1 protein-coding gene (cut by a window edge) is annotated in these 19,659 nt (G+C 72.5%); it reads left to right on the top strand.

Annotation, left to right across the window (positions count from 1 at the left end):
* Nucleotides 1–14: 14 nt before the first annotated feature.
* Nucleotides 15–19,659, top strand: partial view of a toxin glutamine deamidase domain-containing protein gene (locus DFR74_RS20945; RefSeq protein ID WP_113975220.1) — the 5' end (the start) only. It continues 19,952 nt past the right edge of the window; 19,645 of the gene's 39,597 nt are visible here — the first part of the coding sequence; it begins with the start codon at nt 15–17; the stop codon falls past the right edge of the window.

Raw genomic sequence — 19,659 nt, 5'->3', positions numbered from 1 at the left:
CCGGGTAGTAGCGAATGAGTGGGATCCCCGGCTATCTGGCCTGGCTGGAATGGGTCGCGGGCTCGGAATGGCCGCACGGCGACGAAGAGGGCATGTGGGCGCTCGCCGCGGAGTGGGAGGCGGCGGCGCGGGAACTCGAATCGATCATCGAGGACGTGAAGGCGGCGAAGGCCGACGCGCAGACCGCCTACCCGTCCGGGGCCGGTGGCGCGGAGATCATCGAAGCGCTCGGAGCCCTCGCCTCCGGTGAACAGTCGCTCGAAGGTCTCGTCACGAACCTCGAGGCGATCGCCACGTCGGCGTTCAACACCGGCACCGAGATCGACTACGCCAAGCTGCTGATGATCACGTCGCTGGCGCTGCTGGCGGCGGAGATCGCGGCGGCGTGGCTCTTCCCGCCCGCGGCGCCCGCGGTGTCGGCGGCGGCCATCACCGCTACTCGCATGGGCATCCGGGCGATCTTCACGCGGTTGATGACCCAAGTGGCCCGGTGGACGGCCGATCTTCCCGGGCTTTTCCGGTTCGTCATGCGCCACATCGCCCTCGACGCGGTCATCGGTGTCGGCCAGGAGGTGGGCATCCAGGCTTGGCAGCACAGTCAGGGCCACCGCACCGATTTCAAGGTGGACCAGATCGTCGGCGCGCTGGTGGGATCGGCCGCCGGCGGCGCCGCCGCGGGGCCACTCGGCGACCTCGTGGGCCGGAAGCTGAGCGACAAATTCGGCGATGCGATGGCGCCGTGGATGCAGGGCGCGATCACCGGCGCCACCGCGGGTCTGGCCGGTGGTGGCGCCGGTTACCTCGCGGGTCTGGGAACCCAGTTCGCGTTCGACGCCGCCAATCACGGATGGGACGAGGCGGTCAACCGGCTGGACAAGTCGCTGAGCGAGTTCGACCTGCGCTCGGTCTCCGGCGGCGGCATCGCGAGTGCGGGCATGATCAACGGCGCACTGTCCGGGGCGAGTACGGCGCAGGCACACCACTACTGGGCCAACAAGTATCCCGACATCTATCAGCCCGCGGCTGACCCCTCCCGGTTCGCGCTGGTCGCCGGGCCGCCGCCGGGCTCATCGGACGGTACGAGCACAGCGCCCGGTTCGGCCGACGGTCTCACCGCCGGGGTCGGCGGTGAGACGCCGACGCACGGCTCCGGTCCGGCGGCGACCGGTCCCGGGAGTGGAGGAACTTCGGCGAATGGCGGTGCAGTCGCCGCGACACCGGAGGGCGGGGGGCACGCACCGGGACAGGGGGTTCCCCGCGGGGGTGATGATGCGACAAACGGCAGTTCGGGGGACGGCGGGCCGCTGACCGGTGAGAGCGCGGCAACTGCGGGCGATGGCGCCGTTTCGCGGCAGCCGGGCGTGGACGGGGGTTCGCGGGCCGAGGGCACCGACAACGAAGCGCCCGCCGCCAGCGACACCACGGGCGACTCCGTACCGGCCGAGCGACCCCTCGCCGAAGGGCAGCAGGTGGTCGATCCGGCCACGTCGGACGATGCCGCCTCGCTCACCGACCGAGACCCGGCGCCCGCCGAGGGGGCACCGGCTCCCGAGCAGGACACGCCATCGACCGACGGAACCCCGCCCGCGGCGGACGCACCGCCCACCGAGGCTGGGCATCGCGCCGAGGGGGAGCCGCCCACCGGCGCGGCGCCGACCGATGCGCCCCCCGCCGAAGGTGCGCGACAGGCCGAGGGCGCGGCGCCGACCGACGCCGCCACGGATGGTGAACCCACCGCCACCTCGGTGGACAACCGAGCGGCGGAGGCGGTTCCGGGGGGCGTCTCCGACGCGAATCCCCGGCCCGGAGACCCCGCGGCTGCCCCGCGGCCGGGCGAAGACGACGCCGTCGCGGGCGCTCCCGGGGGCGGCACAGCCGATCCGGCGGGTACTGCCGCGCAAGCGCCGGACTCGCGCGCCGACCCGCCCTCGACGACCGGCTCTTCGGCGTCGACATCCACCGCAGCGCAGCCGGTTGCGGCGCCGCCGGCGCCCTCCGGACCGGCCGGTGACGGCTCCCGTCCACACCCGGCGGCCGAGAATCGTTCTGCGCCAGGCAGACCGGGCATGGACCAGATCAAGTCCGGCGGTGCGCCGATCGAGCGTGGGGCGGCGCGGACGAAGCAGGGAGTACCCGACGGCGATGCCGGTGCGCGACCGGCCCCCGCGACAGCGGCGAGCGGGCTCGCCGCCGAGGTGGCCCCCGCAACCGCGGAAGCGCGCGAGGGTGCGACCGACAGGCGCGCCACCGGCGCCGGACCCGACGTCGGTGATGCCGGGGTGGGCGCGGCCGAGCGACGAGCCGACGCGGATTCCGCCTCCGAACCACTCGCGGCGCGAGCTCGTCGGTCCACCATCGATCTCACCGGCGCGGTCCAGGCCGCCACCGCCGACGCCGCGGCCGCGCGCACGGACGCGGGGGAATCCCGGGACGCTGCCGCTGCTCCACATTCGGTGGGTGCCGGATCGCCGGACTCGGTCGCAGGGGCGGAGGGGCCGCGTGCCACCGACTCCGGCGACGGTGATCGGGGCACACCCGACGCGTCCGGCGACCGCACGGACGCCGACGCCCGGCCGGTGGGCGAGGGCGCCATATCGTCGCGCGATCCCGCGGACACGCGTGGCAAGTGCGCACAGCTGTCGCTGGCGTACCTGAAGGGGGTCACGGGCAGCGACGTGATCCGGGTACCCGAGCGCGAGATCGGCCTCGACGGCATGTCGGGCCCGGAGGTGATCGCGGCGGGCGGCGGCGAACTGCGTCCGTTCACCGATCACGAGGCGATGGCGCAGCGTCTGCGCGACGAGTCCGCGCACCAGCGCAAGCAGGGCCGTGACGGCCCTGTGTTCGCGCTGGTGATCGATGACTACGGCCCCGCGGGGCAGCACGCCTACGTCATGGCCGTCGAGGGGGGCGACGTCGTGGTGCGGGACCTGTCCGAGCGCACCGCCGGTCCGTTCCCGCCGCGGACCGCAGGTCCGATCGAGGGCACCTACGCCGTGCTGTTCGACAGCGCGGGCGCGCCGCTGCAACCGTTGACGCCGCAGCTGCGGTCGGCTTACGAGGCAATGGCGCGTGCCGACGAGGAACCGGAGAACGCGGCGGACCGCGCCGAAAGTGGTTCCGGTGACGACGATCCCGTGATCGACCCGGTGGGCGGCGGATCGGGGCGCCCACCGGAAGGACCGGTCACCGGCCGTCCCCCCGATCCGGACGATCCCGGCGACGACGGCGACAGCTCGGGCGATCGTCCCGATCCACCGGGTGATCGCGACCCCCTGGACGACATCCGTCGCTATCTCGACCGGCCCGAGGTCCGGGCCGGTGGTGACGATCCAGCCCGGTTGACCGATGCCGAGCGGGCCTACGCCGACAGGCTCGCCGAGGCGCTCGGTCTCTCGGAGGAACTGACGGGCAACCGCGACCCGTTGGGCACCCTGCGTGAGCTCGCCGATATGGCCAGGGCCCGAGGCTTTCTAGACGACGGCGCGGGCCTCATGCGCTTCCCGGACGATTTCCGTCCGATGGACGTCGACGAGCTGTATGGGGGCGAGGAATTCTGGCGTGAGGCCGACCCGGAGACCCGGCGCGCGATGGAGGCCGAGCTCCGCGCACTGGGTCTGGACGGCTTGGCTGTGCCCGCGCTGGAGCCCGGTGCACCGGACGCCGCGCAGGGCCCTGCCCGATCCGGCACCGATGGCTCGGACCGGTTCGATGCCGGTGACGCGGTGCGACGCGACAGCGAGACTCCGCTCGGCGCGGACGCTTCGGCGCGGCGCGACACCGGGGGCGAGGTCCGAAGCGATGCCGACGAGGTGCCCAGACCTGGCACGGACAGTACGCGCACACCGCCGTCGATGCGCACCGAGGCCGACCTGCGCGCGGAGCTGGCGCGGCGCCTGGCGGCCACCGACGCCGATCTGCGCCCGGACACCCTGGATCGCACGCTCGCCGAACTCCGATACTGGAATCTGCTGGTGGCGGGCACCATCGAATCGCTCGCCGACAACGCGGCTCGGTTCGATGCCGCCACCGACCCGGCGCATCGCGCCCAGATAGCGGCCGAACGCGCCGAGCTGGCCCGGCTCCTGGGTCTCGACCGGGACGCCGTGGGTCCCGCCGTCGACCGCACGATCGCGGAGCTGCGTGAGGAAACCCTGCGTCGCGCACGCGACATCGCCCTGCTCGCCGACCTGGCGCGCGCCGCCAGGGCTCCGGAGCCCGCAGACGTGCGCAGGTTGCTGCTCGACGTCGACGGTGAGGTCGTCGCGGTGGCTTTGCGCGCCGACGCGGATGGCGAGTGGCGGGTGCCCGGTCCGGAACCGGAAACAACTGCCGCCGAAGGTGAGTCGTCCGGGGAAGGCGAGATCGTCGTGCGGCCCGGGAATCCCGTCTCCGAGCGGAGCGCGCGCCTGCGCCAGTGGTGGGACCGGTTGCGGGCGACGCTGCGCGAGCTGGGGGATCAGGGGCGCGACCAGCTGACGCCCTCTCGCGCCGGCCACCAGGGTCACAATCCCAAGTACCCATCCGGGTCCGGCGAGGACGGTCGCGGCCAGACCGCGCTGTCGGACTTCGCGGGCCTCACCGACCCCGACGCCCAGGGCGCGTTCAATCCGGCGCGCATCTGGAAAGAGGGCGCGACGATGTGGAAGAACCGGGAGCTCATCAAGTTCTTCGGGAAACTGTCGAGCCGGATGCGCGATATCGCGGGCGAGCACATCCCGATCCTGGACGCCGACGGCGCCGAGTACGCGTACTGGATCGAGGACGCGGACCCGCAGCTGCTGCGCGAGATGGAGCGGGAACTGAAGCTGGCGGGCCTGCTCGATCCCGACGTCACCCTCGGACCGCCCGAAAACAGCGACACCGCAGTGGAATCCAGCGCTCCCGCCGCGGACGACTCGCGGACCGGCGACAACGCGCACCGCACCGGAGACGACGCCGCCCGCGCGGCCGACGACGAACTCCGCGCCGCCGCCGACCGCGCGGGCATCCCGCTGCGCGACACCGACCCGGCGAGCGTGCGGCGGGCTCTGGCCGAAGCCGAGTACCGCACTGCGCGCCGCGCGGCGGCCATCGACGCGCTGTACGCGGCGGGTCTGCGGTACATCGACGAGAACGCGCGCATCCCGTACAGCCGCGAGATCAGCATGTTCGACAGCGATCCGCTGAACCGCTATCTGATGGAGGCACTGCGCGCGGGCGGCCTCGACCCGACCCTGCTGGCCTGGGAAGGCGTCAACAACGGCGGCGAGCCCGCGCGCGACTGGGGCGATCTGTACTACAGCGATCAGCCCGGTCGCGACGACGGCCTGCGGGAGCACTTCGAGAACGCGCTGCGCCGCGACCAGATCAAGGACCAGCGGTCGGTCTGGGCGCAACTGCTCGGCGTAGACCTGACCGCGCTGGACGCGGTGCGCCCCGCCGATGTGCTGGCCAACCTGAGCGAGCGGGACCGAGCGCGGCTGTTGGCGAACCTGGACGCGGGGGCGCTCGCGGATCTGGTGTCGACGACTGCCCGCGAGGGATCGCCCGTGCCGGCCGATCCGCTCCAGGCACTGGCCGGCCTGCCCCCTGCGCAGTTGAGTTCGCTGCTGGCGCCGCGGGATCCGGCGGAGCTGGTGCGACTGCTCGCCGACGCGGACACCGCCGAGGTGAATCGCGTGCGAGCCGAACTGGAGCGTCAGCGCCTGGAGGCGGCCGTACGGCAGCTGTATGCCGAAACGGCGGACCACGCCGCGGAACTGGCTCGATTCGCCGATATCGCGGCACCTCTGGTGCGGTCCGAGGACAGCGGTCCACTGCGCGCGGCGTCGCTCGCCGAATGGTTCGCCGCCCACGACGCGTCCGTGGTGGGCGACGGCGTGGCGCGGGTGCCCGACGCGGGCGGCCGGGATCGTCTCCTCGTGCTGGACGGTCCCGGCGATACGGCACGCAGGCTCGCCGATACGCTCGCCGCCGATCCCGACCTGGCCGAGGCGGTGAATCGAGGTGCGATCCGGGTGGAGTTCGCCGACGCGTGGGTCGACCGCGCGGGGGGTCTGCACATGGATCCGGCGGGAACAGCGGATGTGCGGCACTTTCACGGCGTGGTGGACGGCCGCCCCGTCGACGTCACCCTGCTGCGCGCGCCGGACGGTACCTGGCAGCCGGTTCCGGATACCCCGCCCGGTGACCCGGCCACTCCCCGGGATCTCCGCGACCTCTCGCCCGAGCAGCTGCGCGCCGACATCGACAGGCTGGCGGGCGAACTCGGCATCGATGCCGGCGATGCCGACGCGCTGGACCGAATCGTCGCCGACGAGCGCCTGCGAAACGCCTTGCGCGCCGCGCGCATCGAGGCCATCGCGGACTTCACCCGCAGCGCCTGGGCGATAGAGTCCTTCTTCGGCATCACCGAGGTGCGTGATCAGGTGGCGTACCGGCTCGGTGTGCCGCCGTCGGAACTCACCGCCGACCGGATCGCGCAGGTGCTCACTTCCGAACAGCGCACGGCGCTGCTACGCCAGCGTGTGCAGGATCTGACCGGCTACGCGAAAGTCCTGCGCGACATCGACTCCGCGGCCGTCTTCGCCGCCCGCGATCAGCTGGCCCGCCGTCTCGGCCTCGCTCCGGAGGAGCTCTTCCCGCGCAAGTACTTGAAGGGGGACGATCCGTACTTCGCCGAGCGGGGCGAACAGCACGCTCCGAGCGAACTCCGGTATGTGCGCCACGGCGACAAGAAGGGTATCGACGCCGGGGTTCTCGTCGACCAGATCCGGCAGGCGGTCCGGAGCGGTCGCGAGGATCAGGTGGGGGCCGCGCTGGCGGAGTTCGCGCAGGCGCTGCTCGACATCGATCCGTACCGGGAGACACCGGAGGGGAGTCGATCGCCCGACCCGCGTGCCGGGACGGGGGAGCTACCGGTCCACGATGCCGGATCGCCCGCACACCTGCGCGAAATCATCGGGGACGTGCAGGCTTTCGCGGACGCGGTCGGCGCACCGGACCGCGTACCGGCGGATCCGCCCGGCGCCGAGGCCCGCCCGCAGGTCGATCCCGACTGGGCCGGCGTGATCGGCGTCGACATCGAGGGCGCCGACGCCGCCCGCCTGGTCGAGGTTTACGAGGACTACCGCGACGGCAGGATCGAGAAGCACGAAGGCCTCTCCGCCGACGAGCTCGCCGAGCTCCAGGCCCGCCTGCGCGAGGAAGTGCGCGAACGGGCCGCCCGGCTGGCCGAACTCGCCGAACTATCGTCCGAGTTCCAGCGCAGGCAGGCCGCGCAGCCGTCGCCCGCGCCGATCCCCGCAGATGATCCACGCTCGCGCATCGAGGACGCCTACCGCCGGGAGACGGCCGCACTGGCCGACGAAGCGCGGATGCGCGCCGCGGTCATGGACAGGTTGGCGGCGGAGAACGCGGCCGCCGTGCGGGAGCGCGATGCGGCCCGTGCGGCGCTGAACCGGGCCATGGACCGGCTGCCGGTGGACGACTCCGATGTGGCCGACCGGGATTCGGTGCGCCGCGCCGCCGAGGAGATGCGCGGCCGGACGATGCGCGCGGACGAGATGGCCGACCGTCTGGCTGCCATCGACGCGTTCGAGGAGGCGGCGCTGCGCCACCTGGACGCGGCGGAACGGCTCGGCATCCTCGACGGCGCGATGGCCATTGCGATGGAACGCGACGCCGTCGCGAACGAGGGCGCCAGGCCGCTGACCGACCGCATCGGTGTGCTGGACGACCCACCCCGGATCGTGGTCGTCGGGTGGAGCGACGGTGACGCCGCCCGGGTGTTGGATCAAGGGCGGCGGGATCATCCCGAACTCGCCGCTCTGCTCGATCGCGGCACACCGGTGCGGGAGCTGCGCATCGACTTCGGCGAGGACGGCCGGATCACGGTCACTCGCACCGATCTCGGCGACCCCGAGCCGCCCGTCACGCCGCCCGCCGACGGCCCGTTCACGCGGATGGACGAGGCGGTCCGGCAGTTCGGCGAGCGCGCCGACGAGATCATGCGGGAAGCGAACACCCGGCTGGATGAGATCCAGCGTCGTGCCGGCGCCCGCCTCGACGACATCATGCACGAGTTCCGCGACGGTCCGGACGACGACGGTCCGGCCCCGGTGGGGCCGCGCCCGGACGCTCCTGACAGTCCACCGGAGGGCCCCGCCTCGGCCGCCCGCCGCATCCCTGAGCCAGACCCCGCCGGCGCGGGTGAATCGGCGGCGCGGCAACCGGATTCGGACGACCCACTGGCGTCCATCGACGAAGCCGTGCGCGAGTTCGGCGATCGAGCCGACGCGCTGATCGCCGAGGCCCGCTCCCGCTTGGACGAGGCCGAGCGCCGCGCTGGGGAGGGATTCGACGAGATCCAGCGCGCCTCCGACGCCCGCTTCGCCGAACTCGCCCGCGAATTCGAGGCCGCCGCGAGCGCGGGGCCACCGCACGCGTCCGGCGACCAGCAGATCCTGCCTCCGCGAGGCGCCCGTTCCGTGGCCGAATCCGGTGCGCAGCAGTCGGATTCGACGGAGCAGGTGCCGCGGACCGGGACGGCGTCCGGGCACTCCGATGCTGGTGATGGCCGACCGGCCGCCGATTCCGCATCGGAGGGTGCGGCTTCGCGCGGTGCGCAGGACCGGGTTGCCGACTTCGCCCGTGGTATCGAGGCCGCGCGCGCCGAGGGCCGTGTGGAGGAGGTCCAGCAGCAGATCATTCCTCCGCGATCCCCGCGCGATGCCGCGAGTTCCGCCGAACCGACCGAGATGCGCTCGGATCGGCACGATCCGCTGGCGGCCCTCGAGGAAGCCGCGGCGCGGTTCGGGGAACGAGCGGATGCCCTGGTCGCGGAGGCCAATGCCCGCATCGATGACGCCCAGCGCCGCGCCGAGCGACATTTCGACGACATTCAGCGGGCGTCTGATGCCCGGTTCGCCGAGCTCCGGCGCGAATTCGACGGACCGAGCGCCGAGCGTACAGCCCGGCCCCGTGCCGATTCGGACGACCCGGTGGCCGACCTGGACGAGGCTGTCCGGCGGTTCGGTGAGCGCGCCGACGAGATCATGCGGGAAGCGAACTCCCGTCTGGATGAGATCCAGCGTCGCGCCGACGCTCGCCTGGACGAGATGATGCTGGTATTCCCCCGCGACCCCGGCGAGCCGTTCATCGCGGGAGCCGATCCCAGCGATCAGGTTGTGCGCATCGACGACTCGGTCCGGCGGTTCCATGCCCGCGTCGAAGCCCTGATGGCGGAGCTGAACGTCCGCCTCGACACCATCCAGCGCGCCGCCGACGCGCGATACGACGCGATCCTGCGTGAGATCGAAGCCGGACCCGATCGGACCGCACCCCCGATCGACCCGGCGGCCCGCATCGATGCCGCCGTCCTGCGGTTCCACGACCGCATGGACGCCCTGCTCGCGGAGGCCGACGCCCGCCTCGACGACATCATGCGCGGCCCGGGATCTGACGATGAGCTGGATGTGCCCGCCTGGGGTGACGGGCCACGCGCGGCCGGGGACTCCGGGCAGGTGTCCAGCATGCGGTCGCTGGGCGACCCCGCCGATCAGGTGCGCGCTCTCCTGGCGCAGACCGAGGTGGGGGCGCGGATACTGGCCGAACTGGACGCGGGGCCCGTACGGGAGCGGTTCGCGGGCGCGCACCCGGACGGTCGCGCCGGCGAGATGCGCAGGCGGGATCTGACGCTGGTCACCTACACCAGCGGCACCGATCACGTGCAGCAGGCGCTGGTGATCGCCCATGAATCCGTGCACGCCGAGTACTTGCGGGACGGGCGCAGCGCCCGCGAGCGGATACGGACGATGGGGCGCGAGGAGTTCGTCCGCGCCATGGTCGACGAAGAGGTCGAGGCGAACGTGCGTCGCATCGAGCTCGCCCAGCAGTTGCGCGACCTCGGCTACCAGGTCGACGCGAGCCCGGTGGCGGGCGCGCTCGAACGCGAGTACACCGAGGCCTACGAGCGTGCCGTCGCGAATCTGTCCATGGACCGGTTCGCGCTGCGCGATCCCGGGCTCGCCCGGGACCCCGAGGTCGTCCATCGCGCCGCACACGAGTTCGCGGCCGCCGCGATCCGCGCCGATATCGCCGCCTTCCGCTCCGACGACGGGGTGACCTACGCCGACTACTACGGCGCCGCCTGGGATCGCGCGCGGGCGGCCGATTCCGAGGCCGGGACGAATGCCCATCCCGTGTCCACCCCGGCGCTGGCCGAACGCCTCCGCGCCGACGCGCTCGAGCGGCAGGCGGCCGGACTGCTGGCGGACGAGCTCGCAGCCGAAGTGCGCGCGTCCGCCACGGCGCTCGGACTTCCCGCGGACGCCGGTCGATCGGCGTTGCGCGAGCGGGTGTTCGAGGAGCTGGCCCGGATCGACCGGGCGCTCACCGAGCCCGGACTCCCACCCGAGCAGTCCGCGGCACTGCGCCGCCGCGCACACGATCTGCGCGCCCTCGCGGATGCGGCCGACCGCCACGCGCACGCTCGCTGGGAGTACCAGCGGATCGATGAGACCCTCGCGGCAGCGGCGGCGCGCGACGTGCTCATCGCCGAGGCGGGCGCGGACGGGCTGACGATTCTGAGCGATCACGTGGCGATCCGGGCGGGCGACCCCGATCGGGTGATCGTCGCGGCGCCACCGGGTGAGCACATCAGGGTGCTGGCCGATGCCGCGACAGATCCCGCTGCGGCGGAACGTCTTTCGCGTACATCCGAGCGCGAGTCGCGGACCGTGACCGTCGACCGCGACGGCCGGGTGTCGGTGGAGGCCGCCGCGAACACCGGCGCGGAGCCCGCACCACGCGTCCCGGAGGTGACGCCCGGCGACCTCGTGGCCGAGGCCACCGCCCAGCGTCTCGCCGCCCTGCGGGAAGCCCTCGTCGCGCTCCCACCGGGACAGTGGATCGAAGAGACGCTGCGCCGTCACGACGTCCGGATCGTGCACGACACCGGCAGGCCCGCCGGGTATCTGCCCGAGCGCAACACCCTCGTCCTCGACCCGGGCGCGACCGACGCCGAAAACCTGCTGGCCCTCGCGCACGCCGCGATCCACGCCGATATCGCCCGGACCGATCCCGTCGCGTACGCCCGCACCCGGCAACTGTCCTCGCGCGCGGACTACATCGAGCGCATGATCGCCGGCGAGGCCCGCGCGCTCGCGCTCGAGATCGTAATCGCGCGGCAGTTGCGGGAGGCCGGGCACGACCTGCCGGTCGGTGCGCCGGAGCGGGCCTACACCGAGGCGTTCGACGCGGCGCGGGCACGGGCGGCCGCGGCGGAGCGGGGACTGGTGCGCGCCGAGCTGGACCGGATCGCCAACGAGGCGGGCCTGGCGGCGTTGCGGACCGTGCTGCCGGAACATCGGGACTCGGTCGACACACCGTCGTACCGTGAAAGCTTCGGCCGCGCCTGGGATATCGCGCACGGCATCCGCCCGTTCTCCGACCGTGTGGCCGCCGCGCTCGACTCGGGCATCCGGTCGGTGGAACCGATCGCCGAGGGCCGGGCGATGTATGAACCCCGGCGCGCCGAGCGGATCACCTTCGGCAACGGCGACGTGCTGGTCCGGACCACCTATCGCAACACGCGCCACGCCGACGCCGCCCAGCTGGTCGCCCTGATGGGCGCCGCTGTCGGCGCGAATATCGCACCGGTGCATCGCGATTCGCCGACCACCGTGTTCACCGACCTCGAGCCGGGGCGTCCGGTCGCCGACGGAATACTCGACGCCGCCGACACCTTCCGCGACGCGCCGGGTGCGAACGGTCTGGGGCTGCTCGACGCGCTCACCGATCGTGGCGGCCGGGCGAACTCCGACTGGACCGTGCGGCCCGGCGAGGAGATCGGCGGTATCGGCAACCACCTCGCCTTCGGCAACGACTCCCGCCCCACGCCGGTCCCGCTCGGTTTCGCCGAACGGTATGTGACCAGGACGGCCGGCGGTGAGATCGCGTTCGTGCCCAACGATCTCACGCCCGGCCAGGTGCGTTCGCTCCGCGCCCGGATCGAGGCGCTGGCGCCGGACTTCGCGGCGCTTGGCCGGGAGAACTGGCACACCGCCCTCCTGCTGCGCCTGGACGAACTCGCCACGTTCGCCCGCCCGGACGCCATGGTCGACGCACCGCTCGGTGGCCGCATGTCCCCGGACGGATCGGTGTACGTCAACCGGTACGGCGGCAGCGACCGGTTCGGAGTGCTGGCCCAGGTCGACGCCGACGGCGTGCTCACCCTCGAACTGCGTAGCGGACCGGGAACTCCCTCGGGGACCGAGATATTCGCCGACGTTCTGCGGGCGCTCGGGCATCGGGTCCGGGCGATCCGGGGCGAGTGGTTCTCTACCCCGCCGCTCTCGGACAACTTCGAGACCTTCACGGCGTCCCTGCAAGCCGGACTCGATCCCGTCGAGGCCGCGCGCAGCACCCATACGGGTAAACTCGCCCGGCTGTTCGGCTTCACGGAGGTGACGATCGCCCCGGGCGACCTGACCTACGCCTCGGGCGAGCTGGAATCGGCCGGCGCCCTGTTCACCCGCCCTGCCGCAGATGCCTCCGGAGCCGGGCGGCCACCGGGTGATCCGGCGCCCGCACCCCCGCCGGATCGGGTCGCCGAGCCGAACACGGAATCCGGCCGCGCTGCCGACGACGGCCCCGGGACCGACGATGCCGGGCCGATCGGTGGGCTGACGGGCGGCACGCCACCCGTCGTCCACGGGACCGTTGTGGCCGAAGGCAACCTGCCGGTGGGCGGCGAACCGTTGTACCGGGGAGTGCCGCGGTTGCTGGAGGACGGGACGATCAATCCCGCCTACGAGGCGGCACTGGCCGGCGTCGCTATGCCGCGCGGCACGCAGTCGGTGTCGGCCGAAGAACACGTGCTCGGCGGGCACGACATCAGTGATCTGACGTCGTGGTCGCGTCTACGCACGATGGCCGAGGCTTTCGCCGACGGCGACGGGATCATCCTCGAGTGGCGCACCGGGGCGCCACCCGACGGCGCGTCCTGGGCGTTCAAGCCCTTCATCGACTACGACCTGATGATGCAGTACCAGCAGGTGCTGATCCAGGGCACGCTCACCGACGCCCGTGCGGTCCGGTTCATCGAGGCCCCGGATACACCCCCGGAGGGCTACGGCGCACCGCCCTCCACCGGGGACGGCGGGACACCGGGCACGGCGTCGGGGATGCCGATGCCGCGTGAGCTGTCCACCATCGCTCCGGAAGACGGTGCGGTCCAGGCGGATACCCCGGTCCCGGACAGCGGGCGGAGCTTGTCGCAGTTGCTCGCCGCGCGGGAGAAGCTGGAGATGCGGCTGGCCGCCGACCAGATGGCGCGCGACGAAATCGCCGCGCGGCTCGGTATCGAAGATCCGGCCACGGCCCTGCGCGCCGACAACCTGGACCGCACGCTCATCGCGCTGCGGCGGCGGCTCAACCGTGACGCCCGCTCCGAGCCGGGATCGGTGACGGGCTGGGTCGAAGACTTCCAGCGGCTCGCCGACCGCGCGCAATCGTTCGCCCTGCGACAGGACGAACTCGCCCGGACCGACCTGGAGATCGCGGCGAAGACGCCGGCGCGCGCGACGGACGAGATCGCCGCCGAGGCCAGGGCGTTCCGCGACGCGCTGCGCGCTCTCGAACTCGATGAGCGATTCGTGCTGCCCGTGCGCCTCGAGCGGTCCGCCGAGGACATCGGCACGCCGCGCTACGACCTCCGCCAGGCGCACACCGCCGCGGGCGAACCGGTCTCGGTGCTCGCCCTGCGGGTGAATCTGGCGGCCTCGCCCGATATCGGTCCCGAACAGCTCGCCGCGTTCCGCGCGGAGGTACAGGATCAGGTCGACCGGGTGTTCAACTCCGCCCGGCGCCTGCCCGACGGCAGCCTGCTGCTGGTGGACGTGGAATTCACCAATGTGTTCCGCGGGCACACTCGGATCGTTCTCGGCGACGCGGCGGGCGACGGCACCGAGTTGCACCCGAATGCGCCCTCGGAGGTCATCGGCCGTGAGCTGCGGCTCCGCCTCGGCCTCGAGGACCTCGGTCTGCGCGGCGTCGAACCGGGGCTCACCGACGCCGATCTGCGCCGGATCGACGCCGACATGGCGGCGGCCAGAACCGATGCGGTGGTGAGCGATCCGGCCCAGACGCGACGATTCGGGGCGCACCGGCTGTCCGAGCTGGAGAGCGCGCACCACCAATGGGCCGTCGAGGACGCGCTGCGGGTGGGCGACCGGTTCGCGGTGGGCGCGGACCCCCGAGTCAACGGGTACGGTTCGCTCATCAACGACGGCGGGCATTTCGTGCCCGGCCGCAATGTCAATTGCGTCGACTGCACGGCGGCGGCACTGGCGTCGCATTTCGGCGTCCCGACGGTGGCGGTGCCGGTGGCCCCGTTCCGCAACGACGCCGGACTGCTCGAATACGGCATCGGCGAGGCCGGTGGTGTCGAGCGGTTGTCGCAGTGGCTCGGTGGCGAGTTCATCGAAGCCGAGGGCATCACCATCGCCGACCAGTTGCGGGCCATGCACGACCGGGTCGCCGAGCTGGGGCCCGGGTCGGCGGCCCCGATCTGGATCGGATGGCACGCGTGGGACCCCGACGCGGGGTGGCTGTACAACGAGGACGGGTACCCGCGGATCGACCACCGTCATGTGATGGCCGTCGTCTATCCCTACGGCGCCGAGGGGCCGGTGTGGTGGGACGCACAGACGCGGGCGATGTGGGACGCGCCGCCCGAGCACGTCGTCACCTCCGCCGCGTCGGTGTCTTTCATCCCGCTCGGGCCGGACGGCACAGTCGCACCCGTACGGGTGGAAAGCGCATCCGGCACCGCGGGCATTCCACCCGAAAACCCAACGGGCGCCACCGCGACTGGGCGGGCCGACCCGGACGACGGCGCGCTCCGCGCAGGCCGCGGCGACTCCGCCGCGCCGCCAGGACCGGCGGCGAACGAGCTCGCGGCGCGGCCGGACGCGCCGGATTCCGGGGCGACCGGATCCCCCGCGTCCCGCCCCGACGATCCGGCGCGGGACACCGGCCGCGACTCTGGTGTGACCGATCGGGTGCTCACTTCGCTGCAGCGTCTGTGGGGTGCGCTGACCGGTGACGAGTGGGCCGGGCTGGCGCCGGCGGCAGTCGGGGAGCAGTTGTCGCGGCTACACGGGCTCGAGGTGTCCGGATTCGACGATCCTGCCGTGGACGCCGGGGGCGCACGGGAACTCGCGCGGACGGTCGATGACATCCTGACCCGCTACCCGGCGATCGATCTGCGCGCCGTGCGCATCGGCGACACCGTCCACGACACTTCGATCGCCGAATCGCGGCGGCGGGTCGGCGACGACGGCCGGATGTACACCGAATCCCTCGTCCTGAACCGCGCGCACGCCACCGATCTCGTGGCGTTGCGCGCACGGGTGGAAAGCCAGGTCGAGTCCGGATACACCCTCCGGGGCGCGGAACGAGATCCGGTGCGCGCGGTGATCGTCCACGAGTTGGGCCATGCGGTCGATACCGCGGGGCAACGGCTGCTCCGGGATGAAGGCACGGCGGAGACGCTGGCGCGGCTGTTCGGCGTCTTCGCCGCCGACCGTGCCACCGTCTCCCGGGACGACTTCGCCGAGTGGCTGTCGCGGCTGAGCCGCTACAGCTTCACCGACCGGACCCGGCCGAGCCCCGAAACACTGGACCTGGGCGAGGCGCTGGCCGAGGCATTCCAAGCCGTGGAACTGCTGGGGCCGCGGGCGTCCGAGCCCGCGCGGGCGTTGTATTCGATGCTGATGGACGCGGTGCGGGAATCCGCGCGCTCGACGCCCCCCGCGCAGGTCACCGTCACCCGGCCTGGCATCGGCAGAGAACTGGAACGCGCCGCCGAGCGACGCGCCCGGACGATCCGGCAGGCCGAACGGGCGCTGGCGGAGCGCGACCGGTTGGCGGCCGAGGTGGGAATCGGCCATCCGGACGTATCGTTGCGCGACCCGGTCCGGTCGCGCATCGAGCCCGGCCTGCGCCAAGAGGCGGCCGCCGCGGGTCCGGACCGCGAGGCCCTCGTCGACCGGATGTTCGCCGCCGCGGACAGATTCGAGGCCGCGAATGCCCGGCGTGCCGAGCAGACCGCGGAGGTCGAGCGGATCACGTCGGAGATCCTCGGCCCGCTGGTCGCCGCGGAGGCGGCCGCGCTGGGTGCGCACTTCCGTCTCACCGACTCCGACCTGCGGCGGCTCGGCAGCGCCATCGCCGCGGCGAACACCGCTGCCGCGGCGGGCGAGGGGCCTGGCGATGGCGATCGGGGCGTGACCGATGCCGTGTCCGGCGGGGACGGAGGCGAGGCACCTCCGGCGGGCGCCGTGGTCCCGGGCGGTGACGACGGTGACCACATCTACGCACCGGGCGATCCGGACGATCGCAGGCGCCTGCTCGGCTGGGGCTATGACGACGAGCACGTGCGGCCGGGCCTCTTGCTCTGGGCGCTCGATGTCCTCGACCGCGCGGGCGTCCGGATCCGGGTGACCGCGGACCCCGCGGCCGTGATCGAACCGGGTCACCCGCGCACGCGTGAGCTGCCCAACCCTGCTGCCGGATACGACGCTGGCAGCAATACCGTTGTGCTGCATCAGAATTCGAGCAGTCTGTCCGGACGGCGCAGGGAGCTCGTGCGCGCGGCGGCCGAGCTCATCGGCGTGGCGCCGGATCCGGCGTCGATGTCGCGCGCCGATTACGTCCGCGCCGTGCTGGATCGCGCGGCGTTGAACCACGCGCTGGTGACCGAAGACCAACGACCGATGACGCCGCTGGACTCCGGCACCCCGATCGACATGGTCTATCGGCGGGCATACGACGCGAGTTCGGCTTTCCTCGCGTCCACCGATCCGGACTGGAAGCATGTCGAGAGCGATCTGCCACTGGTCGGCGGTGAGGACGTGCTGCGGATTCGTCACGCCGCGGCGTTCCGGGCTGGTCTGCGCGCGGTGCGCGCGCATCTCGACAGAGTCGGACCACTCATCGATGGCCGTACCTATGCCGATGTGGCGCGCGCCGAGTGGGATCGGGCGCACGGCAGGCCGGAGGACCCGCCCCGACGGGTCTCCCGCCGCGTGTCGCTGCCGCGCGTGGATGCCCCGGTGCTCGGCAACAGCGTGGCCGCGCGCAAAAGGCACGCGGCGGCACTGGCAGACGAGGTCAGCGAGTTCCGGGCCCTGCGGGAATCGGGGATGTACGTGCGGCACAGCCCGATCGAGCGCGCGTACACCAGGGCGTTCGACCGGGCGTCGGCGCGCGGCCGGGACGGCGACACCGCACACGCCGCCGGTCGCCGCGCGATCGAACGCTATCTGCGCTGGGCCGGCCGGGACACCGCCGAACTGCTCCTCGATGTCGTCCGCGCGCACCACCGTGAGCCGTCCCTCACGTGGGGCGAGCCCGGGCACGAACGAGCGACCACGCCGGACCCGCGCAGCGTCGCCGCCGACGACACGCAGACCGCTCGGGCCCGGCGAGCGGCCGAGGAATTGGTGCGTGAGAATCCCGGCGCGCTGCTGCTGACCGATCACATCGTGGAGCTGCCCCGCCGGCGGTGGTCGTCCTACGAACACAGCGACGAGCAGGCCGATTACAAGATCGCCGAGATCAGCGGGCATCCGCGCCACCTTCCGGCGAAGTGGACCAAGCCCGAATTGGTGGTGTTCGCCGACCACGGCGGGCACGAGGGCGTCTTGCTCCGGCTCCCGGAAACGCTGCCGGAGTACCCCGGCGTGTTGTGGCGCGGGGACTACACCATCACCTATGTCGGTTTGCGGCCCGACGGAAACCACGATTGGGGTATCCCCCCCGACGTCGCCGCGGGCGGCTTGCGCTCGCCGAGAACGAATGACGTGCAGGACCAGCTGGTGCTGCACTACCTGAACGGCTACGCGGACGGCCGGATCGATTCCGGATTCGACGACTGGTTGCGGCGTTCGGAGTCCGACGCCCTCCCGCCCAGCGGGGCCGACGAGCCCAGCTTCACTGTCATGGGTCGGCTGCTTGCCCGGGCGATCGAGGCGGCGCGGGCGGGCAACGGCGAGCCCTTACCGCTCGCCGATGGAGCTGTGCACCCGGACAAGGTGCTCTTCGACCTGGTGACCCGCGGCCTCATGCTGCCGGAGCAGCCGAGCTACAACGACGGAACCGGCCGGCGTAAGCCGGAATTCACCATCGGCTATGTGGAACTGGAGCTGGTGACCATCCCGGTGTGGTTGCGGACCGACGGCAGTGGCGACTGGCGAGTGGCACCCCCGTCACACCACGGCAATGCCTCCGACGCCCTCGGCCGGATGCTGCCGGAGCTGTCGGCTCCCACCGTGCCCGCATTGACCGAGCTCATCGCGCGGCGGTTGCGAGAGGGACCCGGGCCGGCCGATCAGCTCGCCTCTCCTCCGACGCGGCCGGAGGAGACGCCGCCGCGCGACAGCGTAGAAGTCCTGCTCTCGGACTTGGCCGCGGAGATCGACCGCGGGACGGACCGGGCAGCGGCCAGTGCGCGCGCGCTGCGCGAGTTCTATCGGTACTCGCTGCGGCCTTTCGTCAGGAGTATCGGCGTCGCGGCGGGCTACGACGTCGCCCGGCTTCCCGGATTCGGACGGCACCGGGTGACGATGCTCGAGCTGCGGCTGAAGGTGGAGTACGGACCGGGCGTCACGGAGGAGAAGGCCGAGGCATTCAAGGCGGCGCTCGTCGCGCAAGCCGATCGGGCGGTGAACTCTCGCGGTGCCCGACTGCTCTACGGTGACCGGCTCCTGGTGGACGTGCGGTTCGCCGCCGAGGACGACATCGGCGGCGCCGGTGTGGTGACGCTCGATTACCGATCCGAGCATCCTCTCGGCACACTGGCGCATCCGGACGCGTCCCCGGACGAGGTCTTCGACGTACTGCGGCGCCACTTGGGCCTGCCCGGACTGGAGGAAGGGGCACAGGCCGGGCTCAGCGAAGGTGATCTTCGCCAGATCAGCAACGACATCGCCCAGCGGCGCACCGACGGGCTGCCCCTCGAATATCCGCGCCACCCCGGCAATCCGACCTCGCCGCGGCATCGGGAACACCAGATCGCTGTCGAGGACGCGCTGCGGGTGGGCGACCGGTTCACGATCGGCGCCGATCCGCGGACCCATCCGTACCGCACGCTCATCAACCCCGACGCGAGCGTGGAGGACGGCCGGGATGCCAACGACATCGAATCCGCGATGGCGGGTATGGCCGCGTTCTTCGGGCTTCCCGCGGTGGCGCCCCCCGCGGTCCCGGGCATCCGCGAACAGATCGCCCAGGACTTCCCCGGCCTGGCGTGGATGTTCGCCGACCGGTACGGCGCGGAGCGGATCGAGAGGTGGTTGCGCGAGCCGCTGGTCACGATGTTCGGCGAGACCGTCCCCGAGCAGGTACACGCCATCTACGACTACGTGGTGGAGGCCGGGCCCGGGACCGCGGCCGTCGTCGTCTACCGGGACCGCGGCTCCCTCGAGGACCCCGGACTCGGTCCCGACCGCGCGATCCTGCTCGTCTTCCCGTCGGACGCCGCGACACCCGTGTGGTGGGACCCCAGATCGGGGCAGGTGTGGGACGAGGCGCCGGGCGACTTGGCGCAGAACGCCGAGGATGTGCGGTTCCTGGCCCAGTCGGAGCACGGGTCGGTCGGCATCCTGGGGC

This window comes from Nocardia puris (assembly GCF_003315035.1).
Classification (GTDB): domain Bacteria; phylum Actinomycetota; class Actinomycetes; order Mycobacteriales; family Mycobacteriaceae; genus Nocardia; species Nocardia puris.
This window is presented reverse-complemented; position numbering and strand designations above follow the sequence as displayed.